Source organism: Achromobacter deleyi (genome assembly GCF_013116765.2).
Lineage (GTDB): Bacteria > Pseudomonadota > Gammaproteobacteria > Burkholderiales > Burkholderiaceae_B > Achromobacter > Achromobacter deleyi_A.
In genome coordinates this window covers 4301312-4323691 of the sequence record NZ_CP074375.1, presented here as the reverse complement: position 1 = coordinate 4323691, position 22380 = coordinate 4301312, and the positions used below count along the sequence as shown (strand labels likewise).

General features: G+C 67.5%; 16 protein-coding genes. 11 read left to right on the top strand and 5 right to left on the bottom strand.

Translation table 11 applies throughout. The features are described from left to right. The first annotated feature begins 379 nt into the window (after positions 1 to 379). From metH to HLG70_RS19400, 5 genes are all read left to right on the top strand, one after another. A complete protein-coding gene (metH, locus tag HLG70_RS19420) occupies positions 380 to 4153 on the top strand; it encodes a methionine synthase (protein WP_171665818.1) in 3774 nt (1257 codons plus the stop codon). 148 nt (positions 4154 to 4301) lie between these two features. Then, positions 4302 to 5027 (top strand): FadR/GntR family transcriptional regulator, encoded by a 726-nt coding sequence (locus HLG70_RS19415; RefSeq protein WP_171665816.1) that lies wholly within the window; start codon positions 4302 to 4304, stop codon positions 5025 to 5027. Continuing rightward, positions 5027 to 6064 (top strand): L-idonate 5-dehydrogenase, encoded by a 1038-nt coding sequence (locus HLG70_RS19410; RefSeq protein WP_171665814.1) that lies wholly within the window; start codon positions 5027 to 5029, stop codon positions 6062 to 6064. Before HLG70_RS19415 ends, HLG70_RS19410 begins: the two co-directional genes overlap by 1 nt. Positions 6065 to 6113: 49 nt before the next feature. Beyond that, positions 6114 to 7325 (top strand): D-mannonate dehydratase ManD, encoded by a 1212-nt coding sequence (manD, locus tag HLG70_RS19405; protein ID WP_171665812.1) that lies wholly within the window; start codon positions 6114 to 6116, stop codon positions 7323 to 7325. Continuing rightward, positions 7313 to 8875 (top strand): mannitol dehydrogenase family protein, encoded by a 1563-nt coding sequence (locus tag HLG70_RS19400; RefSeq protein WP_171665810.1) that lies wholly within the window; start codon positions 7313 to 7315, stop codon positions 8873 to 8875. The genes manD and HLG70_RS19400 overlap by 13 nt, the downstream gene beginning before the upstream one ends. Before the next feature lies 1 nt (position 8876). On the opposite strand, the gene HLG70_RS19395 is transcribed toward HLG70_RS19400, so the two are convergent. After that, positions 8877 to 9647, bottom strand: coding sequence for a class I SAM-dependent methyltransferase (locus HLG70_RS19395; protein WP_171665808.1), 771 nt, complete (start codon positions 9645 to 9647; stop codon positions 8877 to 8879). A gap of 94 nt (positions 9648 to 9741) precedes the next feature. On the opposite strand from HLG70_RS19395, the gene HLG70_RS19390 reads away from it, so the two are divergent. Further along, on the top strand, positions 9742 to 10575 hold the full coding sequence (locus HLG70_RS19390; RefSeq protein WP_171665806.1) for a helix-turn-helix transcriptional regulator: 834 nt from the start codon (positions 9742 to 9744) through the stop codon (positions 10573 to 10575). 10 nt (positions 10576 to 10585) lie between these two features. Here the strand turns inward: HLG70_RS19390 and mutY are convergent, their stop codons facing one another. Further along, a complete protein-coding gene (mutY, locus tag HLG70_RS19385; protein ID WP_171665804.1) occupies positions 10586 to 11665 on the bottom strand; it encodes an A/G-specific adenine glycosylase in 1080 nt (359 codons plus the stop codon). Positions 11666 to 11838: 173 nt separating this feature from the next. Between mutY and HLG70_RS19380 the strand changes: the two genes are divergently transcribed. Continuing rightward, a complete protein-coding gene (locus HLG70_RS19380) occupies positions 11839 to 15453 on the top strand; it encodes an indolepyruvate ferredoxin oxidoreductase family protein (protein ID WP_171665802.1) in 3615 nt (1204 codons plus the stop codon). Between the two features lie 400 nt (positions 15454 to 15853). On the opposite strand, the gene glpK is transcribed toward HLG70_RS19380, so the two are convergent. Together glpK and HLG70_RS19370 are read right to left on the bottom strand one after the other, a co-directional pair. Then, positions 15854 to 17380: a glycerol kinase GlpK gene (glpK, locus tag HLG70_RS19375; protein ID WP_171665800.1), complete on the bottom strand. Its 1527-nt coding sequence runs from the start codon at positions 17378 to 17380 to the stop codon at positions 15854 to 15856. Next, positions 17367 to 18821, bottom strand: coding sequence for a DHA2 family efflux MFS transporter permease subunit (locus HLG70_RS19370; protein WP_171665798.1), 1455 nt, complete (start codon positions 18819 to 18821; stop codon positions 17367 to 17369). Before HLG70_RS19370 ends, glpK begins: the two co-directional genes overlap by 14 nt. Positions 18822 to 18919: 98 nt before the next feature. Here HLG70_RS19370 and HLG70_RS19365 point away from each other — a divergent pair, with 98 nt between their 5' ends. The 4 genes from HLG70_RS19365 to HLG70_RS29655 all read left to right on the top strand — a co-directional run bounded on the left by HLG70_RS19365 (position 18920) and on the right by HLG70_RS29655 (position 21420). Continuing rightward, a complete protein-coding gene (locus tag HLG70_RS19365; RefSeq protein ID WP_013391300.1) occupies positions 18920 to 19108 on the top strand; it encodes a DUF3460 family protein in 189 nt (62 codons plus the stop codon). A 16-nt stretch (positions 19109 to 19124) separates the two neighbouring features. Further along, the gene (locus HLG70_RS19360; RefSeq protein WP_171665796.1) at positions 19125 to 20015 is read left to right on the top strand and encodes a segregation and condensation protein A; all 891 of its coding nucleotides are present in this window, start codon (positions 19125 to 19127) and stop codon (positions 20013 to 20015) included. 35 nt (positions 20016 to 20050) lie between these two features. Beyond that, on the top strand, positions 20051 to 20905 hold the full coding sequence (gene panC, locus HLG70_RS19355; RefSeq protein ID WP_171665794.1) for a pantoate--beta-alanine ligase: 855 nt from the start codon (positions 20051 to 20053) through the stop codon (positions 20903 to 20905). A gap of 119 nt (positions 20906 to 21024) precedes the next feature. After that, on the top strand, positions 21025 to 21420 hold the full coding sequence (locus HLG70_RS29655) for a response regulator transcription factor (protein ID WP_171665792.1): 396 nt from the start codon (positions 21025 to 21027) through the stop codon (positions 21418 to 21420). Positions 21421 to 21505: 85 nt separating this feature from the next. Here HLG70_RS29655 and HLG70_RS19345 read toward each other — a convergent pair whose 3' ends face one another. Beyond that, the gene (locus HLG70_RS19345; protein ID WP_171665790.1) at positions 21506 to 22297 is read right to left on the bottom strand and encodes a copper resistance protein NlpE N-terminal domain-containing protein; all 792 of its coding nucleotides are present in this window, start codon (positions 22295 to 22297) and stop codon (positions 21506 to 21508) included. Between the last annotated feature and the right edge of the window lie 83 nt (positions 22298 to 22380).

Sequence of the window (22380 nt, the reverse complement as noted above, 5' to 3'; positions counted from 1 at the left end):
CCATGGGGTGGCCGGCGGCGTTGAATGAGCATCCTGACGAGCGAACTGGCCGGTATCGGGCTGCCATGGGCGCATTGCGCGCATGGGGACCGTTGCGGGGGCAGCACAGGCTGGACGGCGGGACTGCCGGGCCGCCTTTTGGGCGGTGCGGCAGCCCTGGCGGGGCGTCTTCCTGTTTCCCGTTTACCTTTCACGCGCGGCGGGCAAGTGTTGCGTTCTTGCCAGCCCGTAGCGCCGAAAGCACCGGTTCGGGGCCGAAACTGTATCACCGCGAGGCGCGCGAGGGCCCATTTTGTTACGATCAGGGCTTGTTTTTTCGGCGTTTTTCGCTTTTTAGCCACATTCGCGCTGCCGTGGCCAACCCAATCCGGATCTGATCGTGTCTTATCCCCGCCTGCCGTACCCTCCCGACGCCTACACCCAGGGCGGCGAATTTGCCCGTCTGCTGGGTAAGCGCATCCTGATCCTGGACGGCGCCATGGGCACCATGATCCAGCGCTACAAGCTGGGCGAAGCGGACTTCCGCGGCCAGCGTTTCGCCGACCACGGCAAGGACGTGAAGGGCAACAACGAGCTGCTGTCCCTGGTGCGGCCCGACGTGATCTCCGAGATCCACCGCCAGTACCTGGAAGCCGGCGCCGACGTCATCGAGACCAACACCTTTGGCGCCACCACCATCGCGCAGGGCGACTATGACCTGCCGGAACTGGCCTACGAGCTGAACCTGGTGTCGGCCCAGCTCGCGCGCGAAGCCTGTGACGCCTACAGCACGCCCGACAAGCCGCGCTTCGTGGCCGGGGCGCTGGGCCCGCAGCCCAAGACGGCGTCGATCTCGCCCGACGTGAACGACCCGGGCGCCCGCAACGTCACCTTCGACGAACTGCGCGTCGCCTATATAGAACAGCTCAACGGCCTGCTGGACGGCGGCATCGACATCGTCCTGATCGAAACCATCTTCGACACGCTGAACGCCAAGGCGGCCATCTTCGCCACCGAGGAAGTGTTCGAGCAGCGTGGCGTCCGCCTGCCGGTGATGATCTCGGGCACGGTGACCGACGCCTCCGGCCGCATCCTGTCCGGCCAGACGGTCGAGGCCTTCTGGAACTCGGTGCGCCATGCGCGCCCCGTCACCATCGGCCTGAACTGCGCGCTGGGCGCCGCGCTGATGCGCCCCTACGTGGCCGAGCTGTCCAAGATCTGCGATACCTACGTCTGCGTCTATCCCAACGCCGGCCTGCCCAATCCGATGGCCGAGACCGGCTTTGACGAGACGCCCGCCGACACCTCGGCGCTGCTGGAGGAATTTGCCCGCGCGGGCCTGGTGAACATGTCGGGCGGCTGCTGCGGCACCACGCCAGACCACATCCGCGCGATCGCCGACAAGGTCACGGCGCTGACGCCGCGCGTCGTGCCGGACATCCCGGTCAAGACCCGCCTGTCGGGCCTGGAACCCCTGAACATCGACGAGGATACGCTGTACGTCAACGTGGGCGAACGCACCAACGTGACGGGCAGCAAGATGTTCGCCCGCCTGATTCGCGAAGAGAAATACGACGAGGCGCTGGCCGTGGCCCGCCAGCAGGTCGAGAACGGCGCGCAGATCATCGACATCAACATGGACGAGGCCATGCTGGATTCGGTGGCCTGCATGCACCGCTTCCTGAACCTGATCGCCTCCGAGCCGGACATCGCCCGCGTGCCGGTCATGATCGACAGCTCCAAGTGGGAAGTCATCGAGACCGGCCTGAAGTGCGTGCAGGGCAAGCCGGTGGTGAACTCCATTTCCATGAAGGAAGGGCTGGAGCCCTTCCGCCACCATGCGCGGCTGTGCCGCCGCTACGGCGCGGCCGTGGTGGTGATGGCATTCGACGAACTGGGCCAGGCCGATACGCTGGAGCGCCGCAAGGAAATCTGCGGACGCGCCTACAAGATCCTGGTCGAGGAAGAGGGCTTCCCGCCGGAAGACATCATCTTCGATCCCAACGTCTTCGCGGTCGCCACCGGCATCGACGAGCACAACCACTACGCGGTGGACTTCATCGAAGGCACGCGCTGGATCCGCGAGAACCTGCCGCACGCCCGCATTTCGGGCGGGGTGTCCAACGTCAGCTTCTCGTTCCGCGGCAACGAGCCGATGCGCGAGGCCATCCACACCGTGTTCCTGTACTACGCGGTCAAGGAAGGCATGACGATGGGCATCGTCAACGCCGGCCAGTTGGGCGTGTACGCCGACCTGGATCCGAAGCTGCGCGACCTGGTGGAAGACGTGGTGCTGGACCGCCCCGAGCCGGTCGGCAAGACCGAACCGGACGATGAGCGCACGCCCACCGAACGCCTGGTGCAGTTCGCCGACAGCGTGAAGGGCTCGGGCGCCAAGAAGGAAGAAGACCTGGCCTGGCGCAACGCGGAGGTCGAGCAGCGCCTGTCGCACGCGCTGGTGCATGGCATCACCGCCTTCATCGTGGAAGACACCGAGGAAGTGCGCCAGAAGATCGCCGCGCGCGGCGGCCGCCCGATCGAAGTGATCGAAGGCCCCCTGATGGACGGCATGAACGTGGTGGGCGACCTGTTCGGCGAGGGCAAGATGTTCCTGCCGCAGGTGGTGAAATCCGCCCGCGTGATGAAGCAGGCGGTGGCGCACCTGATTCCCTTCATCGAGGAAGAAAAGCGCCAGATCGCGGCGGCTGGCGGCGACGTGCGCGCCAAGGGCAAGATCGTCATCGCCACGGTCAAGGGCGACGTGCACGACATCGGCAAGAACATCGTGTCGGTCGTCCTGCAATGCAATAACTTCGAAGTCGTGAACATGGGCGTGATGGTGCCCTGCGCGCAGATCCTGGAGAAGGCCAAGGAAGAGAACGCCGACATCGTCGGCCTGTCCGGCCTGATCACGCCCAGCTTGGAAGAGATGGCGTATGTGGCCTCCGAGATGCAGCGCGACGAATACTTCCGCACCCGCAAGCTGCCGCTGATGATCGGCGGGGCCACCACCAGCCGCGTGCATACGGCCGTGAAGATCGCGCCCCACTACGACGGCCCGGTCATCTATGTGCCGGACGCCAGCCGTTCGGTGGGCGTGGCCACCAATCTGATGTCGGATCAATCGGAAAAGTACCTGGCCGAGCTGGCCGAGGAATACGAAGAGGTGCGCCGCCGCCACGCCAACCGCAAGGCGACGCCCATCCTGCCGCTGGCCGAGGCGCGCGCCTCGCGTCCGGTCATCGACTGGGACAACTACACGCCGCCGCGCCCGAAGTTCATCGGCCGCCGCACGTTCAAGAGCTATGACCTGTCCGAGATCGTGAAGTACGTGGACTGGGGCCCGTTCTTCCAGACCTGGAGCCTGTTCGGCCCGTTCCCCGCCATCCTGGACGACAAGGTCGTGGGCGAGCAGGCGCGCAAGGTCTACGCCGACGGCCTGGCCATGATGAAGCGCATCGTCGAAGGCCGCTGGCTCACCGCCAACGGCGTGGTCGGCTTCTATCCGGCCAACAGCGTCAACGACGAAGACATCGAGGTCTACAGGGACGAGACGCGCAGCGAGGTGCTGTTTACGTATCGCAACCTGCGCCAGCAGGGCGCCAAGCGCGAAGGCGTCAGCAACAAGTCGCTGTCCGACTTCATCGCGCCCAAGTCGTCCGGCAAGCTGGACTACATCGGCATGTTCGCGGTCACGGCGGGCCTGGGCATCGAGAAGAAGGAAGCGGAATTCGAGAAGGCGCTGGACGACTATTCCAGCATCATGCTGAAGTCCCTGGCCGATCGCCTGGCCGAAGGCTTCGCGGAATGCCTGCATGCGCGCGTGCGTCAGGACCTGTGGGGCTATGCGTCCGACGAGACCCTCTCCAACGAGGACATGATCGCCGAGAAGTACGTGGGCATCCGACCGGCGCCGGGCTATCCGGCCTGCCCGGAACACGTGGTCAAGACGGACATGTTCCGCGTGCTGGACGGCGAGGACATCGGCATGCAGCTGACGGACAGCTATGCCATGTATCCGGCGTCCAGCGTGTCGGGCTTCTACTTCAGCCACCCGCAGTCGCAGTACTTCAACGTGGGCGTCATCGGCGAGGACCAGCTGGAAGACTACGCCCGCCGCAGCGGCCGCAGCATCGAGGACCTCAAGCGCACGCTGGCGCCCAACCTGGGGTGATGCCGGCGGGTCCGCGTCAATGAAGAACGGCCGTAGGGGGTGACCTCTGCGGCCGTTTTTTCATGGCGTCCTGATAGTGGTAAACCATGATGGCGAGAATTGGTAAACCAAATACGATTTGGTCTAACCAATTCGGAAGGCCAGTCCCTTGCAACTTGCCCCTAAACCCGATGCGCCGCCGGCGGCCAGGCCCGTTCCCGAGCGCGGCTACCTGCGGCTGGCCGCCCAGATCCAGGCGCTGGTCGCCCAAGGCGAATTCGCCGTGGGCAAGAGGCTGCCGGCCGAACGCGCGCTGGCCGAACGCTTCGAGGTCAGCCGGACCTCGCTGCGCGAAGCCATCATCGCGCTGGAGCTGCAGGGCGTGGTGGAAGTCCGGGGCGGATCGGGTATCTATGTGTGCGAGCCCGAGCCAGGCCTTGCCCGCATGCCAGCCGCGCAGGAAGCCGGCGCCGGGCCGTTCGAGCTGCTGCGGGCGCGCTGCCTGATCGAATCCGAGATCGCCGCGCTGGCGGCCACCACCCGCAGCGACGCCGACCTGGACCGCATCTTTGAAGCGCTGACGGCCATGCGCGAGCAGATGCTGGACAAGGCCGCCAACGCCGAGGCCGACCGCCGCTTCCATCTGCACATCGCGCAATCCACCGGCAACAGCGTGCTGCTGGCGACGGTGACGTCGATGTGGGACCAGGCACAGGGTCCGATCTGGGAAAAGACCGAACAGCATTTTCATACGCAGGCGTTGCGCCAGGCATCGCAGGAAGACCACCAGCGCATCTTCAGCGCGCTGGTGGCGCGCGATGCGCAGGCGGCAAGGCAGGCGATGCGCGACCATCTTGAGCGGGTGATCGGCGAATTCGCGCAGGGGTGGCGCTGATGCTGAACTGCGCGATACACGGCGCCCAGGACCTGCGCCTGGACCAGCAGGCGCCCGAGGAGATCGGCCCGACGCAGGTGCGCGTCGGCGTCAAGGCCGTGGGCATCTGCGGGTCGGACCTGCATTACTACCGGCACGGCAGGGTGGGCGATTTCCTCATCCGCGAGCCGCTGACTCCGGGCCACGAGGCATCCGGCCAGGTGCTGGAGGTGGGCGCCGCCGTCACCTCCCTCAAGCCGGGCGACCGCGTGGCGCTGGATCCGGCGCGCACTTGCGGCGCGTGCCGCTACTGCCGCCAGGGCGATTCCAACCACTGCGAGGCCGTCCATTTTTTCGGCAGCGCCAGCCGCTACCCGCATATGCAGGGCGCGATGCGCGAGCAGGTGGTGGTGCAGGAACGGCAATGCCTGCCTGTGCCGGACAGCCTGTCTTTTGAACTTGCCGCCTTTGGCGAGCCGCTGGCGGTGGCGCTGCACGCCGTGCGCAGCGCGGGCTCCCTGCTGGGCAAGACAGTCATGGTGGTGGGGGCCGGCCCCATCGGCGCGCTGATCCTGATGGCCGCGCGGATGGCGGGCGCCAGCCATGTCATCGTGGTGGATATCGTCGGCCAGACGCTGGCGGCTTGCGCCCGCGTGGGCGCCACGCGCACCATCAACGCGGCCGAGGACCCGGACGCGCTGGACGCACTGAGCGCGGGCAAGGGCACGGTCGACGTCTGCTTCGAGGCGTCGGGCAGCTACGCGGGGCTGGGCAATTGCATCCGGGCGGCGCGTCCGCGCGGCGTCATCGTCACGGTGGGCACGCTCAATGGCGGCAGCGAGCATTGCCCCTTCAACCAGATCATGGTCAAGAGCCTGTCGTGCATCGGCAGCTTCCGCTTCGTGGACGAATATGCCTGGGCCGTGGACTGCCTGAGCCGCGGCCTGCTCGATGTGTCGCCGCTGCTGACGGCGGCGTTGCCGGTGGGGCGCGTGCACGACGCGTTCGCGCTGGCAGCCGACCGCCAGCAGGCAATGAAAGTGATGGTGACGTTCTGACCCGCCGGCCGCCATGCGCGGCCCCTTTTCCACGTAGCCAGAGTTCATGATGAAAATTACGGACGCACGCGTGATCGTTTGTTCTCCGGGCCGCAATTTCGTGACCCTGAAGATTGAAACCGACCAGGGCCTGACCGGCATCGGCGACGCGACCCTGAACGGGCGCGAACTGGCCGTTGCCGCCTACCTGACCGAGCACGTGGTCCCTTGCCTGATCGGCCGCGACGCGCACCAGATCGAGGACATCTGGCAGTACCTGTACAAGGGCGCCTACTGGCGGCGCGGACCGGTCACCATGACCGCCATCGCGGCCGTGGACACGGCGCTGTGGGATCTGAAGGCCAAGGCTGCCGGCCTGCCGCTGTACCAGCTGCTGGGCGGCAAGAGCCGCAGCGGCGTGATGGTCTATGGACACGCCAATGGCTCGGACATCGAGCACACGGTGGACGAAGTGCTGCGGTACGCCGACATGGGCTATCGCGCGATCCGCGCGCAAAGCGGCGTGCCTGGCCTGGACAAGGTCTACGGCGTGGGACGCGGCAACCTGTTCTACGAACCCGCCGACGCGGACCTGCCCAGCGAGCACGACTGGTCCACCGAAAAATACCTGCGCCATGCGCCCAGGCTGTTCGAGCGCATCCGCGAGAAGCTGGGCTTCGAGCATCACCTGCTGCACGACGTGCATCACCGTCTGACCCCGATCGAGGCCGGCCGGCTGGGCAAGTCGCTTGAGCCCTACAGCCTGTTCTGGATGGAGGACGCCACGCCCGCCGAGAACCAGGAGGCGTTCCGGCTGATCCGCCAGCACACGACGACGCCGCTGGCCGTGGGCGAGATCTTCAACTCCATCTGGGACTGCAAGGACCTGGTGCAGAACCAGCTGATCGACTACATCCGCACCACCGTGGTCCATGCGGGCGGCATCACGCACCTGCGCCGCATCGCCGACCTGGCCTCGCTCTACCAGGTGCGCACGGGCTGCCACGGCGCCACCGACCTGTCGCCCGTCTGCATGGGAGCGGCGCTGCATTTCGACCTGTGGGTGCCCAACTTCGGCATCCAGGAGTACATGCGCCACACCGAGGAAACGGACGCGGTGTTTCCGCACGCCTACACCTTCGGCCAGGGCATGTTGTATCCGGGCGATGTACCCGGCCACGGCGTCGACATCGATGAGAAGCTGGCCGCCCGGTACCCGTACAAGCGCGCCTACCTGCCGGTGAACCGCCTGCAGCAAGACGGGACGCTATGGAACTGGTAGCGCGGGAGGCCGGCCGCCTGCAGCCGGCCAGCCTTGCGGCGCTGCCCGCGCAGGTGGCGCGTCCCGGCTACGACCGGGCCAGGCTCAAGGCGCGCATCGTGCATCTGGGCCTGGGCGCGTTTGCGCGCGCCCATCTGGCGGCGGTGAACGATGCCGCGCTGCGCGCCGGCGCGGATCCGGACTGGGGCATCTGCGGCGTGTCCTTGCGTCAGGCCGATACGCGCGATGCGCTGGCGCCGCAGGATGGCCTGTACGCGCTGGCCCTGCGCAGCGCCGACGATCACGGCCGGCCGCGGCAACAGCTGATGGTGATCGGCTGCCTGCTGGAGGCGCTGGTGGCGCCCGAGGATCCGCAGGCTGTGCTGGCTCGCATCGCCGGCCCGGACACGCGCATCGTCAGCCTCACGGTTACCGAGAAAGGCTACTGCCACGATCCCGCCAGCGGGCGGCTTGATCTGGCCCACCCCGACATCGTGCACGACCTCGCGCAGCCCGCCGCGCCCCGCAGCGCCATAGGCTTTCTGGCCTGGGGCCTGCAGCGCCGGCGGGCGGCGGGGCTGGGGCCCGTGACCCTGATGTCGCTGGACAACCTGCCCGCCAACGGTCATCTGCTGCGCGGCATGGTGCTGGCGTTCGCGGCGCGGGTCGACGCGGGGCTGGTGGATTGGATCGCCTCGGCTTGCGCGTTCCCGTGCTCGATGGTTGACCGCATCGTGCCCCGCACCACCGGCGAAGACCGGTGCGCGGTGGCCGAGGCGCTGGGCGTGCGCGACGCCTGGCCCGTGCTGGCCGAGCCCTATCTGGAATGGGTGATCGAAGACCGGTTCGCCGCCCGCCGTCCGGACTGGACGGCGGGCGGCGCGCGCTTCGTGGCCGAGGCCGAACCGTTCGAGACGCTGAAGCTGCGCATGGTCAACGGGGCGCATTCCGCCCTGGCCTATCTGTCGGTGATGGCGGGCTGGGCCACGGTGGACCAGGCGATGGCGCAACCCGGCCTGGAGCGCTATCTGTCGGAGTTGATGCGCACGGAGATCGCGCCCACCTTGCCGACGCTGCCCGGACTGGATGTGGAGCAATATCGGCAGCGTTTGCTGCGGCGCTATGCCAATCCGGCGCTCAGGCACCAGACGCGGCAGATCGCAATGGACGGCTCGCAAAAGCTGCCGCAGCGCCTGCTGGAAACGGTGCGCGCGCGCCTGGCGGCGGACCTGCCAATGCCGGGGTTGGCGCTGGCGGTGGCCGGCTGGCTGCATTTCCTGCGCGGCGTCGACCAGGCCGGGCGCCGCTACGAGATCCAGGACCCGATGGCCGGGATCCTGGCGCGGCAATACGCCTTGGCGGAGCAGGCTGCGCAACAGGCGGGCCAGGGACCGCGGGCGATGCTGGCCTGGGCCGGCGTCCTGACCGGGTTGGAGGCCGTGTTCGGGGACCTGGGCCAGGACCCGCGCTTCGTGCGGGCCGTGGCGCAGGCCGCGCAATCCTTGCGCAGCCTGGGCGTGGCGGGGGCGCTGGGCGCGCTGGCGGCGCAGGGACCGCCCCAGGCAGGCTGAATCAGCCCGGCTTTTTCACCACGATCGTTGCCGTGTCGCTGGTGAAAGAGCTGTCTTCGCGCACGTCGAAGTGCGCCCGCACCACGTCCGGCGCAATGCCGAACATATGGCGCAGCGCCGCGACCAGCGTGTCGGGGGTGCGCATGCGGGTGACCCAGGACTGGAATTCCAGCGGCAGGCGGCGCGGGGCCAGGCCTTGCAGGGTGAAGCCGGCCTCGGTCAGCATGCGGGTCCATTCGGCGACGGAGTAGTCGCGCACATGCGAGGTGTCGCGCAGCACTTCGATGGTCTGCAGCCAGGTGTCCAGCAGCGGCTCGCCCGGCGACACCACGTCGGCGAACACGGCGGTGCCGCCGGGCTTGAGCACGCGGAAGGCTTCGCGCAGGCCGCGCCCAGCGTCCTGCCAGTGATGCGTGGAATAGCGCGACATCACCAGGTCAAACTCGCCGTCGCCAAACGGCAGGTATTCGGCCTTGCCCTGACAGGTGACCAGGTTCGCAAGCCCGCGCTTGGCGGCTTCGCCCGCGACCACGTCCAGCATCTGCTGCGAAAGATCGTAGGCCGTGACCTGGCCGACCAGCGGCGCGACGTGAAAGCTCACGTGGCCGCCGCCACAGCCCAGATCCAGCACCCGCGAGCCGGGGTGCTCGCCGGCGATGCCGGCCATTTGCAGCAGGTCTTCGCCCTGGGCGTGGACCGCGCTGGTCAGGTAGGCCGCGGCGCGAGGGCTGAACTGGCGGTCGACGGCGGCGTCATGCGAACTGGAGGTCATGAGGATCCTTGGTTTTCGGAATGCGGAAGATAGCGGTGCAGGCGCTAAGATAGGCGGACCCGTATACACGTACAAGTCCATTGCTTATCCTGGTATGACTACTTCCCCCCTGGCCGGCGCCGCCGGCCACGAAGGCTCTCACCTGCGCCGGCAGGCGCTGGGCGAATTCGTGCGCAGCGCCCGATCCCGCATCACGCCCCAGATGGCCGGCCTGCCGGAAGGCATGCGCCGCCGCACGCCCGGCCTGCGGCGGGAAGAGGTCGCGCAGCTCTGCGGCATCAGCGTCACCTGGTACACCTGGATCGAGCAGGGGCGCGAGGTGTCCGTGTCGCCCTCGGTATGGTCCCGCATCGCGGGCGTGCTGCAGCTGGCCCGCGCGGAACGCGCCTATCTGTTCGACCTGGCCGACTGCGCGGATCCGCAGCATGCCCGTGACGACGCCGGCGGCGCGCCGGGGCCGCTGCATGAGTGCGTGAACGCGATCAATGCGCCGGCCTATGTGCTGGACCGAGCGTGGAACGTGCTGGCCTGCAACGAGCCGCTGCGGGACCTGTTTGACGATTGGCCAACGCGCGATGCCGAGCCCAACCTGCTGCGCTACATCTTCCTGGATCCCGCCGCGCGCGAACTGGTGGTGGACTGGGACCAGCGCGCCCGTCGCGTGGTGGCGGAATTCCGCGCCGACGCCGGGGCGCACCTGGACGAGCCGGCGGTGCTGTCGCTGCTGGACAGCCTGAGTCGGCAAAGCGCGGTCTTTTCCCATTGGTGGACGCGCCATGCGGTGGTGGAGCGCGAAGGCGGCTTGCGGGAATTCCAGCATCCGCGCCGTGGCAAGCTCGGGTATCAGCAGATCACCTTCCGCCTGGCGACGCATCCGGATCTGAAGCTGGTGATGCTGCTGAGCGGGAGCGCGGAAGCCGGCGCCTGAGCGGCGCCCGCTAGCGCGCGGGCTCGTCGAACAGGCTGTCCTGCATGCCCGCATCCACCAGGCCCTGCAACAGCTTCTTCACCGGCGCCGGCAGCGCCATCGACGCCAGCTTGTCCGCCGGAACCCAGCGTTCGGGCTGCGCCGGTTCGCGCAGGCTGACCGCCCGGACGGGAACGAGCCATGGCCGGATGTGCAGCCGGTAGTGCGTGAAGGTGTGGGCGAAGGCGGCGAGCTCGAAGCGCTGCTCGGGCTCCAGGCCCAGCGCGCGCGACGCGCTGTCGGGGTCGCCCGCCACGTCGAATTCAGGCAGGCTCCACAGTCCGCCCCAGATGCCGGGTTCGGGCCGTTGCTGCAGCAGGAACGCGCCCTGATGCCGCAGCACCAGCATACAGGTCTCGCGTTCCGGGATGGCCTTGCGCACCTTGGGCGTGGGCAGCTCGGCCTGGCGGCCTTCGCGCCTGGCCACGCAACTGCCGGCCACGGGGCACCGGTCGCAGGCGGGCTTGCCGCGGGTGCACAGCGTGGCGCCCAGGTCCATCAGTCCTTGCGTGTAGGAGGCCATGTCCAGGCCGGGCGCGGCGTCGACCTGCGCGTCGGCCAGCGCCCACAGGCGTTGCTCGATTTCGCGTTTGGAGGGATCGCCCGCGATGCCGAAGTGGCGCGTGAACACGCGTTTCACATTGCCGTCCAGGATGGGCGAGCGCTCGCCATAGGCGAACGCGGCAATGGCCGCGGCGGTGGAGCGGCCGATGCCGGGCAGCGTGGCGATGGCCTCGGCCGTGGGCGGAAAGCGCCCGTTCCAGTCGCGCGCGATCTCTTGCGCGCAACGGTGCAGGTTCCGGGCGCGGGCGTAATAGCCCAGGCCGGCCCAGTACGGCATCACGTCTTCCTGGGCGGCGGCCGCCAGCGCCGCCACGTCCGGGAAGCGCTGCAGGAAGCGGTCGTAATAGGGGATGACGGTGGCCACCTGTGTCTGCTGCAGCATGATCTCGGATAGCCAGATCCGATAGGGATCCCGGGTGTTTTGCCAGGGAAGATCGTGGCGGCCATGCTGGCGTTGCCAGGCGACGATGCGAGGGGCGAAGTCCATGCCGGCAATTATCGCATCGCCCTATTGCCGGGGGTGGAGTGACCGGTTACAACCAAATGCACTAGAAGCGCGATCGCGCCAGGACTTCACTTTCACGGCCCTCGTTGGCCCGCGTGCGCTCCAAGAGACCGATGCGCGAAGCTGGTGGGGGCATCCAGGATCTTGGAGTAGACATGAATGCCCCCCTTACGCCCGCCGTTCGCGCGGCGCTTGAATCCGTCCAGCTCGACGACAAATACACCCTGGAATCCGGCCGCGCCTGGATGAGCGGCATCCACGCCCTGGTCCGCCTGCCCATGATGCAGCGCGTGCGCGATGCGCGGGCGGGGCTGAACACCGCGGGGTTCGTGTCGGGGTATCGGGGCTCTCCGCTGGGCGGCGTCGACCAGAACATGTGGAAGGCGGCCAAGTATCTGAAGGCCCATCATGTCGAGTTCCAGCCCGGCATCAACGAAGACCTGGCCGCCACCGCCGTCTGGGGCTCGCAGCAGGTCAATCTGTTTCCGGGCGCCAGGTACGACGGCGTCTTCGGCATGTGGTACGGCAAGGGGCCCGGCGTGGACCGTTGCGGTGATGTCTTCAAGCACGCCAATGCCGCGGGCACCTCGCGGCATGGCGGCGTGCTGGTGGTGGCGGGGGACGACCACCCGGCCAAGTCTTCGACCCTGCCGCACCAGAGCGACCACATCCTGAAGGCCTGCATGATTCCGGCGCTGTTTCCGTCCAGCGTCCAGGAAGTGCTGGACTACGGCCTGCACGGCTGGGCGATGAGCCGCTATGCGGGCGTGTGGGTCGGCATGAAGTGCATCACCGATATCGTCGAGGTATCGGCCTCGGTCGACGTGGATCCGCAGCGCGTGCGGATTCTGCTGCCCGAGGATTTCCTGCTGCCGGCCGACGGCTTGAACATCAGGCTGCCCGATACGCCGCTGCAGCAGGAGGCCCGGCTCCTGGACTACAAGCTGTACGCGGCGCTGGCCTATGTCCGCGCCAACAAGCTGAACCGCGAACTCTGGCATGTGCCGCAGCGCGACGCCCGCTTTGGCATCATGACCTCGGGCAAGGCCTATCTGGACACCTGCCAGGCGCTGTCCGACCTGGGCTTGTCCGAAGAGGCGTGCCGGCGCATCGGCCTGCGCCTGTTCAAGGTCGGGATGGTGTGGCCGCTGGAATCCACCGGCACGCAGCAGTTCGCGGAAGGGCTGGACGAGATCCTGGTGGTCGAGGAAAAGCGCCAGGTGCTGGAGTACCAGCTGAAGGAAGAGCTGTTCAGCTGGATTGGCAGCGGCAAGAAGATCCCGCGGGTGGTGGGCAAGTTCGACGACAAGGATGGCGGCGAGTGGTCGGTGCCGCAAGGAAACTGGCTGCTGCCAGCCCATTACGAATTTTCGCCCGCCATGGTCGCCAAGGCCATTGCGGCGCGCCTGTTGCGCTTCGAGCTGCCGGACGACGTGCGCGCCGGCATCGAGGCGCGGCTGGAATTCATCCGCGGCCGGGAACAGGCCCTGGCGCGCCCGCGCGTGATTGAAGAGCGCAAGCCCTGGTTCTGTTCGGGCTGTCCGCACAATACCTCGACCCGCCTGCCGGAAGGCTCGCGCGGCATGGCGGGCATCGGCTGCCACTACATGGTCAGGTGGATGGACCGCAGCACCGATGTCTTTACGCAGATGGGCGGCGAAGGTGTGCCGTGGCTGGGCCAGGCGCCGTTCACCGAAGAAAAGCATGTCTTCGCCAATCTGGGCGATGGCACGTACTTCCATTCCGGTCTGCTGGCGATACGCGCGGCCGTGGCTGCCGCTGCGCCGATCACATACAAGATCCTGTTCAACGACGCCGTCGCGATGACGGGCGGGCAGCCGGTGGACGGGCCCATCAGCGTGCCGATGATCACCCGCCAGGTGGCGGCCGAGGGCATCGAGAAGATCGTCGTCGTGACGGACGATCCCGACAAGTACCTGGACGTCAGCGATCTGGCGCCGGGAGTGCCCGTGCATCACCGCGACGAACTGGACGCGGTAATGCGCGAGCTGCGCGAATATCCGAAGGTGTCGGTGCTGGTCTATGACCAGACCTGCGCCACCGAGAAGCGCCGCCGCCGCAAGCGCAATGCCTATCCGGACCCCGCGCGCCGCGTGGTCATCAACGAACGGGTATGTGAAGGTTGCGGAGACTGTTCCGCGAAGTCGCACTGTCTGTCGGTCGAGCCGCTGGAGACTGAATTCGGGCGCAAGCGGACGATCAATCAATCCAGCTGCAACAAGGATTTCTCCTGTCTGAAGGGGTTTTGCCCCAGCCTGGTGACGGTGGAGGGAGGAAAGCTGAGAAAGCCGCGGGCGCTGGCGCAGGACGATGGCGCGGCCGATGAGGAAGTGCCGTTGCCGCGCGTGCCCGGCCTGGAGCAGTCCTATGGTGTTTTCATTGCCGGTGTGGGCGGCACGGGCGTGGTGACGATCGGCCAGTTGCTGGGCATGGCGGCGCACCTGGAGGGCAAGGGCTGTTCGGTGCTGGACATGGCGGGCCTGGCGCAGAAGGGCGGGGCGGTGTATTCACACGTGGTCCTGGCGCGTACGCCGGATCATCTGATGAATACCCGGGTGGCGATGGGCGAGGCCGACCTGCTGCTGGCCGGCGATCTGGTCGTGGCCACCAGCGCGGATGCCATGGCGCGGCTGAGTCCGGGCCGCACGCGGGTCTTGCTGAACACCGATACCGCGCCGACCGCGGCGTTCGTGGGCAACCCGGACTGGACGCTGCCGGGCGCCGATCTGAAGGCGGACCTGCAAGCTGCCTGCGGCAAGGAGAACCTGGACACGGTGGACGCGGCGGCGCTGGCCGTGGGTCTGCTGGGCGACGCCATCTATTCGAATCCGCTGATGATGGGCTATGCCTACCAGAAGGGGTGGATTCCGCTGTCGCGGGAGGCGCTGTTGCGCGCCATCGAGCTCAATGGCCAGCAGGTGACTGCGAATATCGCGGCCTTCGCCTGGGGGCGGCGCGCGGCGCACGATCCCGCGGGCGTGGCCCGTTTGCTGGCCAATGGCGGCGTGGCGCCCGCCAGGCAGGAAGACATCATCGAGATCAAGCGTCCGCGGGCGGCCAGTCCGTTGGTGGAGCTGAAAAAGCCGGCGGGGGAGCTGGCGCAGGTGGTGGCGGTGCGCAAGGCTTTCCTGACGCAGTATCAGGATGCTGCCTATGCGAAGCGGTACACGGATCTGGTGGACAAGGTGGCGCACGCTGAACGCGAGGCCACGGGAACAAGCCGGCTGGCGCTGGCGGTGGCGCGCTATTACTTCAAGCTGATGGCCTACAAGGACGAGTACGAGGTGGCCAGGCTGTATTCGGACGGTGAGTTCATCAAGCGGGTGGGCGAGCAGTTCGAGGGGGACTGGAAGCTGCGCTTCCATCTGGCGCCGCCCATGTTCGCGCGCCGCGACAAGGACGGGCATCTGATCAAGCGCAGCTATGGGCCGGGGATGCTGCGTGTCTTCGGGCTGCTGGCCAGGTTGCGTTTCTTGCGGGGGACCAGGCTGGATCTGTTCGGGTATACGCAGGAGCGGCGTGCGGAGCGCGAGCTGATGCGCGAGTACCGGGAGACGATGACGGCGATTCTGTCGAAGCTGAATCGCGGGAATCTGGATCGGGCGGTGGCGCTGGCCAGTGTTCCGGAGGGGATCCGGGGGTATGGGCACGTGAAGGAAGCTTCGATGGCGCGGGCTGAGGAGGTCCGGGAGGAATTGTTGAAGGAGTTCAGTGCGAGGGTGGTTGCTATTGGGGTGCGGGCGGCTTGATGTGGGGGTTTTTTTGGGCGGGGGGTGTTGGTTCTTTAGACGCCCGTCGCGCCGGCGGCCTGGGGCGCGCGGGGCTGCGATTGCGGTCCGGAGCCTACGCTCCGGACTGCCCCTTCGTCATCTTCGTCACCGCCTGCGGCGGTTCCTTCAGATTCCCTCGGGCTTATCGACGCCCCGCGCGCCCCAGGCCGCCGGCGCGACGGGCTTTGGTGGTTTTGATCTGCACGGGCGCTGGGGCGGGTGGGGTTCTTGAGGTTCTCGCCACGGGTGAGGTGTGGTGAAGGATCTTGCGGGGACCGCCCCAGGCCGGCCGCGCGGGCGGCCTTTTGGGGCTTACGTGGTGTCTTGCGTCGTGGTGATGACGCTTCGCGGGTGGGCGGTCTGGCCGGCTGAACTGTGTTTACTTCGTCGCGCCTGCCGACCAGCCTTTTGACAGTTCCACGGCCTGGCGCCAGCGCTTCATGCGGGCGTCGCGCACCGATTGGGGCCAGGTGGGTTCGAAGGTGCGTTCGGCTTGCCACTTGGAGGCGAACTCGTCCTGGCTGGACCAGAAGCCGACCGCCAGGCCGGCGAGGCCGGCGGCCCCCAGCGCGGTGGATTCCGGGACGCGGGGGCGGACCACGGGGACGCCCAGGATGTCGGCCTGCATCTGCATCAGCAGGTCGTTGCGGGCGGCGCCGCCGTCGACGCGCAGTTCCGTCAGCGCGATGCCGCTGTCGCCGTTCATGCAGGTGAGCAGCTCGGCGCTTTGCAGGGCGATGGATTCCAGGGTGGCGCGGGCGATGTGGGCGCGGGAGGTGCCGCGGGTGAGGCCCACGAGGGTGCCGCGCGCATAGGGGTCCCAGTGCGGGGCGCCCAGGCCGGCGAAGGCGGGCACCATGAAGACGTCGTCGGTGTCGGCCACGCTGGCGGCCAGGGATTCGATGTCTTCGGAGCGCTGGATGATGCCCAGTCCGTCGCGCAGCCATTGCACGGCGGCGCCTGCCACGAATACGCCGCCTTCAAGCATGTAGGTGGGAGTCCAGCCGCCGGCACCGGCGCGGGGCAGGCCCCAGCCCACGGTGGACAGCAGGTTGTTCCTGGACTGCACGGGCTTGTCGCCCACGTTCATCAGCATGAAGCAGCCGGTGCCGTAGGTGTTCTTGGCCATGCCGGGCGCGAAGCAGGCTTGGCCGAAGGTGGCGGCCTGCTGGTCGCCCGCCACGCCGGCGATCGGGACGGAGCCGCCCAGCCACTCGGGCAGGGCGTCGCCCACGACTGCGCTGCTGGGCGCGATCTGCGGCAGCACGCTGCGGGGAATCCTGAGCAGCGCCAGGATGTCGTCGCTCCAGTCTTGCGTGTGCAGGTCGAAGAGCATGGTGCGGGAGGCGTTGCTGGGGTCGGTGCTGTGTACCGCGCCGCCGGTCAGTTGCCAGACCAGCCAGGAGTCCACGGTGCCGAAGGCCAGTTCGCCGCGTTCGGCCATCTGGCGCGCTCCGGGCACGTGATCCAGCAGCCAGGCCAGCTTGGTGCCCGAGAAATAGGCGTCCAGCACCAGGCCGGTCCGCGATTGCAGGAAGTCGGCGTGGCCGTCCTGGCGGAGCTGGTCGCACATCGGGGCGGTGCGGCGGTCCTGCCAGACGATGGCGCGGGCCAGCGGGCGGCCGGTGGCGCGTTCCCAGATCACGGTGGTTTCGCGCTGGTTGGTGATGCCGATGGCGGCCAGGTCGGCGGCGGTGACGGCGGCGTTGCGCAGCGCTTCGCGCGCCACGTCCAGCTGGCTGTGCCAGATTTCGTTGGCGTCGTGCTCGACCCAGCCCGGACGGGGGTAGTGCTGGCGGAATTCTCGTTGGCCGACGCCGCGCACCACGCCTTCGCGGTCGAACACGATGGCCCGGGAGCTGGTCGTGCCCTGGTCCAGGGCTAGGACAAATTCATTCGTCGTCACTGTTTTTGGCGCCGTTCAGGTGTGCCCCGGCCAGAGGGTCGAGGCGTCTAAAGGAGAAGGTCGAAGCCATGCACAGCGCGCCGACGACGATGAAGCCCGCAATGACGTCGCTGACCGCCAACGTCTCGGCGCCGCGCAGGGACATGCTGACGTTCAGCGTGACCGCGGCCACGCCCACGCCCAGGCTGATGCCCAGTTGCTGGGCCATGGCGGCGAAGCTGCTGGCGCGGCTCATCTTGGACGGGGGAATGTCGGCATAGGTTAGCGTATTTACCCCCGTGAATTGCAAGGATCGGAAAAAGCCGCCGACCAGCAGAATCGCAATCATCAGCCACACCGGCGTGGCGGCGGTGAAGGTGCCGCAGACGGCGATGAACACGCCGGTGAGCAGGGCGTTCACCGTCAGTACGCGGCGAAAGCCGAAGCGCTTGACGATGGGCGTGGCGACGAATTTCATCAGCAGCGCGCCGGCGGCGCTGGCGAATGTGATCAGCCCGGCCGAGAACGGCGATAGCCCGAAGCCCACCTGCAGCAGCATGGCCAGCAGGAAGGGCGTGGCGCCCACGGCGAAGCGGCACAGGTTGCCGCCCAGCGTGGAAATGGCGAAGGTGGGGATCCGCATCAGGGAAAGATCGATGATGGGATGCTCCACGCGCCGGGCGTGCCAGCCGTAGAGCAGGCCGCAGGCCGCGCCCACGGCGATCATGCCCAGCAGCATCGGCAGCGGCATCACGTCCCGGCCGATGGCCTCGAAGCCGCTGACCAGCGTGGCCAGGCAGACGGCGCTGAGCAGAAAGCCCAGCCAGTCCAGGCGCGGCGCGCTTTCTTCGCGGATCTCCGCTACGTAGCGCAGCACCAGGAAGATGCCCAGGATGCCGATGGGGATGTTGATCAGGAAGATCCAGTGCCACGACATGTACGTGACCATGAAGCCGCCCAGCGGCGGCCCGATCACCGGCCCCAGCAGCGCCGGGATGGACAGGAAGGACATGGCCTTGAGCAGGTCCTGCTTGGGCACGGTGCGCAGCAGGATGATCCGCCCCACGGGGACCATCATGGCCCCGGCCATCCCCTGGATGATGCGCGACACCACCAGCTGGGGCAGGTCCTGGGACAGGGCGCAGGCCACGGAACTGAGGGTGAACAGGCCGATGGCGGCCACGAATACCCGCCGGGCGCCGTAGCGGTCGGCCGCCCAGCCGCTGACCGGCACGAAAACGGCCACGGACAGCAGGTAGGACGTAATGGCCACATTGAGCCGGACGGGGGTGGACCCCAGCGCCCGGGCCATGGCCGGCAAGGCCGTGGCCACGACGGTGGCGTCCAGCATCTGCATGAACAGCGCACAGCCCACAATGAAGGGAATCATGCGCGCCGCACGCTGCGCGTCCGGGATTGAGGGCGGAGCGGGATGGGCTGCGGCTGCGGATTCTGCGGGCATGGCGGGAGGGGGCGTTGGGTGCCGGCTGATTGTAACGCCGGGGCGGGGGCCGCCGTGAAGTAAACTCCGTAGATCCGAAACCCATTGAAATTGGTGCCATGGCGACCAACTACGAATCCGAGATCACCCTTTTCCTGAAGGACTTCAAGCAATCGCACCCTGGCACCGAAGAGCGCCAGCGCGAGGGCCGCGCCCGTCTTTGGGACAAACCGCAGGACTCGGAGCTGCTGGAAGGCTTCCGCGCGGCACGTGTGCCGCAACGGCCGTACGTGTATCAGGCAGACTGATACCGTTGCGGCAAACATGGTCCAGAACCCTTCGGTGCCAGGCGATGCCCTGGCCGCGCTAGTGGAACCGTCCGTCGACAGCACACCTGACACCGTCGACAGCGTGGCGTTCGCGCGCCTCTATGGCGAGCCGCTGTTCCAGATGCCGACGGATCTGTACATTCCGCCGGACGCGCTGGAAATCTTCCTTGAAGCGTTCGAAGGGCCGCTGGACCTGCTGCTCTACCTGATCCGCAAGCAGAACTTCAACGTTCTGGACATCCCCATGGCGGATGTCACGCGGCAGTACCTGTCGTATGTGGACCAGATCCGCATCACCAATCTCGAACTGGCCGCAGAGTACCTGCTGATGGCGGCCATGCTGATCGAGATCAAGTCGCGCATGCTGCTGCCGGTCAAGAAGACCGACACCGGCGAAGAGCCGGAAGATCCCCGCGCCGAACTGGTCCGCCGCCTGCTCGAATACGAGCAGATGAAGCTGGCGGCCCAGAAGCTGGACAAGATGCCGCAGCTTGGCCGCGATTTCGTCAGCAGCCAGGCGGTTGCCGAGCTGAGCGTGGAGCGCGCGCTGCCCGAAGTCAGCGTGGACGACCTGCGCGCGGCCTGGGCCGACATCATGAAGCGGGCCAAGCTCAACCAGCACCATCACATCACGCGCGAACAGCTGTCCGTGCGCGATCACATGACGCACATCCTGCGGCGCCTGAACGACGTGCGCTTCATGGAATTCGGCGACCTGTTCATGGAGCGCGTCCGCGAGGGCGCGCCCGCGGCGGTCGTGGTCGTGCATTTCATCGCCATGCTGGAGCTGGCGCGCGAATCCCTGCTGGAGATCACGCAGGCGGAGCCGTATGCTCCCATCTATGTGCGCCTGGCTTACACCAGCGTGGCGGCGGTCGCGGCCTGATCCTGACCGGGCTGCCCCCAACCCCGGAGAGTCCCTTGAAAGTCGTACACACCATCCAGGAATTGCGCGATCACCTGCGCGGACAGAATCGCGTGTCGTTCGTGCCCACCATGGGCAACCTGCATGAAGGCCACCTGTCGCTGATGAAGCTGGCGCGCCAGCATGGCGATCCCGTGGTGGCCAGCATCTTCGTGAACCGCCTGCAGTTCGGTCCGAACGAGGATTTCGACCAATACCCCCGCACGCTGGCCGCCGACATCGAGAAGCTGGAGCAGGCGCGCGACGTCTATGTGCTGTTCGCGCCCAACGAGCGCGAGATGTATCCCGAACCGCAAAGCTACCGGGTGCAGCCGCCGGACGACCTGGGCGATATCCTGGAAGGCGAGTTCCGCCCGGGGTTCTTCGAAGGCGTCAGCACCGTGGTGCTGAAGCTGTTTTCCTGCGTGCAGCCGCGGGTGGCCGTGTTCGGCAAGAAGGACTACCAGCAGCTGATGGTGGTGCGCAACATGTGCCGCCAGTTCCAGCTGCCCGTGGAGGTGCTGGCCCACGAGACCGTGCGCGCCGGCGACGGCCTGGCGCTGTCTTCGCGCAACCGCTACCTGAGCGATGCGGAACGCGCCGAGGCGCCGGCCCTGTATGCGGAACTGCAGGGCATCGGCCGCCGGCTGGCCCAGGGGGAGCGCGACGCCGCCGCCCTGGAGCGCGACGCCGTTCAGCACCTGACCCAGCGCGGCTGGACGGTGGACTACGTGGCGCTGCGCCGCCAGCGCGACCTGAAGCGCCCCGAGGCCGCCGACCTGCAGGCCGGTGAACCCGTCGTGGCGCTGGCCGCCGCCAAGCTGGGCGCCACCCGCCTGATCGACAACCTGGAACTGGCCTACACGGCCTGATTCCGCGGCGCTGGCAAGCGGGGGGACCTTTGTGTCCACCCCTGACAGAATTGCCAGCTTACGCCCTGCATGGACGGCGGGCAGACTTACTGCAATCCTATATTGCAAGCGAGCTGGCCATGCAATCTCCCCGCCCGGACCTGGAAGCTGCCCTGTCATCCCTGACTGCCCGTGAACGGCAGATCGTGGACTATGTGGCGGCTGGCCGGCCCAACAAAGTCATCGCCATCGATTTGGGCATATCGCTGCGCACCGTGGAGGCGCATCGCGCCCGCATCTTCGCCAAGCTGGACGCCGGCAATGCCATGCATCTGGCCTGCCGCCTGTGCGCGCATGGCCGCTCGGGCGCATCGCCCATCCTGGCGGCGCGCAAGGATGGCGCCGCGCCGCCGGCCAAGCCCGGTCCGGCGCCTTGCGTGTTGCACGAGCCCTCGCCGGAATACGCCCGGTTCCTGGCGGAACAGGCGCCGCCCGATCCCGATCCCGATGCCTGGCGCACGGCCCGCCCCAAATGAATCCGGGCCTGGCGAACATGGCGTTCGTCAGGCCCGGGGGCATCGCATCTGGCTGGCGGCGGTCAGGCGCCGCCGCGGGCAGGGCTCAAGGACACTTGGGCGCGGCGGCCTTGGCCAGTTCGTCGATCGGGTCCAGATCCGGCTGGCGGGTCAGGTTGTAGTTCAGGTTGGGCGTCTGGCCGCCGATGGAGCGCACGCGCAGCACGTTGTTGGCGGCAACCAGGAATTCCACGCGGACATTGCCCTGGCCGTCCATCAGGATGACGCGCGGCGGGCGTTCGTCGGTGGCGTCCCAGCAGCCTTGTTCGGACACCGGCGGACCCTTCTTGGGATCGTTTTCCAGGTATGCCGTGCGGCCGCGCCAGCGGCCGTTGGGCGCCAGGGTCAGCGTCACGCGCTGCGCCGTGCACTGCATGGCCGGCGAGAAGCACGGCAAGGTGCCCATATAGGTTTGCGGTTGCGGCACCAGGCTTTGCGAGGCGGCATTGGGCGCGGGGGCGGACGATGCCGGGGCGGCGGATGCCGGGGCAGCGGCGGACGCGGTGCTGGCGGAGCTGGCTTCGGCGCCTTCCGGCACGGCTTGGCCGTCTTCGGTGGTCTCGCCGGCGGGATTGGCTTGCGGAGCCTGGTTCTGCTGCTTGCGGGCGTCGGGCTTGAGCGCGATCTGCACTTGCGACGGCGCGCGGATGACGCTGCGGTAGCCGGCGCCGGATCCCTGGTACTGGGCATCGGTTACCGTGCTTTCCGCGGGCAGGTCGTAATAGCCTTCGGTTTTCTGCTTGGCGCAGCCTGCCGCGCCTATCACGGTGCCCGCTAGCAGCAGCCCCATGACGCTGAGTTTGCGGGAGCGGGAAACGATGTCGACGCGCGCGGCCATGGCTGCTTATCCGTGAATTGAGTCTGTCTCCGATTTTACGCACTTATGCGAAGATTCGATACGTTCCCTTTGCCGCTCTTGGG

What these genes read in the sequence shown, in the direction of transcription:
- HLG70_RS19410 (WP_171665814.1), top strand. Translation starts at nt 5,027, where the DNA reads ATGCTGAACTGCGCGATACACGGCGCCCAGGACCTGCGCCTGGACCAG.
- manD (WP_171665812.1), top strand. Translation starts at nt 6,114, where the DNA reads ATGAAAATTACGGACGCACGCGTGATCGTTTGTTCTCCGGGCCGCAAT.
- HLG70_RS19400 (WP_171665810.1), top strand. Translation starts at nt 7,313, where the DNA reads ATGGAACTGGTAGCGCGGGAGGCCGGCCGCCTGCAGCCGGCCAGCCTT.
- HLG70_RS19395 (WP_171665808.1), bottom strand. Translation starts at nt 9,647, where the DNA reads ATGACCTCCAGTTCGCATGACGCCGCCGTCGACCGCCAGTTCAGCCCT.
- HLG70_RS19390 (WP_171665806.1), top strand. Translation starts at nt 9,742, where the DNA reads ATGACTACTTCCCCCCTGGCCGGCGCCGCCGGCCACGAAGGCTCTCAC.
- mutY (WP_171665804.1), bottom strand. Translation starts at nt 11,665, where the DNA reads ATGGACTTCGCCCCTCGCATCGTCGCCTGGCAACGCCAGCATGGCCGC.
- HLG70_RS19380 (WP_171665802.1), top strand. Translation starts at nt 11,839, where the DNA reads ATGAATGCCCCCCTTACGCCCGCCGTTCGCGCGGCGCTTGAATCCGTC.
- HLG70_RS19370 (WP_171665798.1), bottom strand. Translation starts at nt 18,821, where the DNA reads ATGCCCGCAGAATCCGCAGCCGCAGCCCATCCCGCTCCGCCCTCAATC.
- HLG70_RS19365 (WP_013391300.1), top strand. Translation starts at nt 18,920, where the DNA reads ATGGCGACCAACTACGAATCCGAGATCACCCTTTTCCTGAAGGACTTC.
- HLG70_RS19360 (WP_171665796.1), top strand. Translation starts at nt 19,125, where the DNA reads ATGGTCCAGAACCCTTCGGTGCCAGGCGATGCCCTGGCCGCGCTAGTG.
- HLG70_RS29655 (WP_171665792.1), top strand. Translation starts at nt 21,025, where the DNA reads ATGCAATCTCCCCGCCCGGACCTGGAAGCTGCCCTGTCATCCCTGACT.
- HLG70_RS19345 (WP_171665790.1), bottom strand. Translation starts at nt 22,297, where the DNA reads ATGGCCGCGCGCGTCGACATCGTTTCCCGCTCCCGCAAACTCAGCGTC.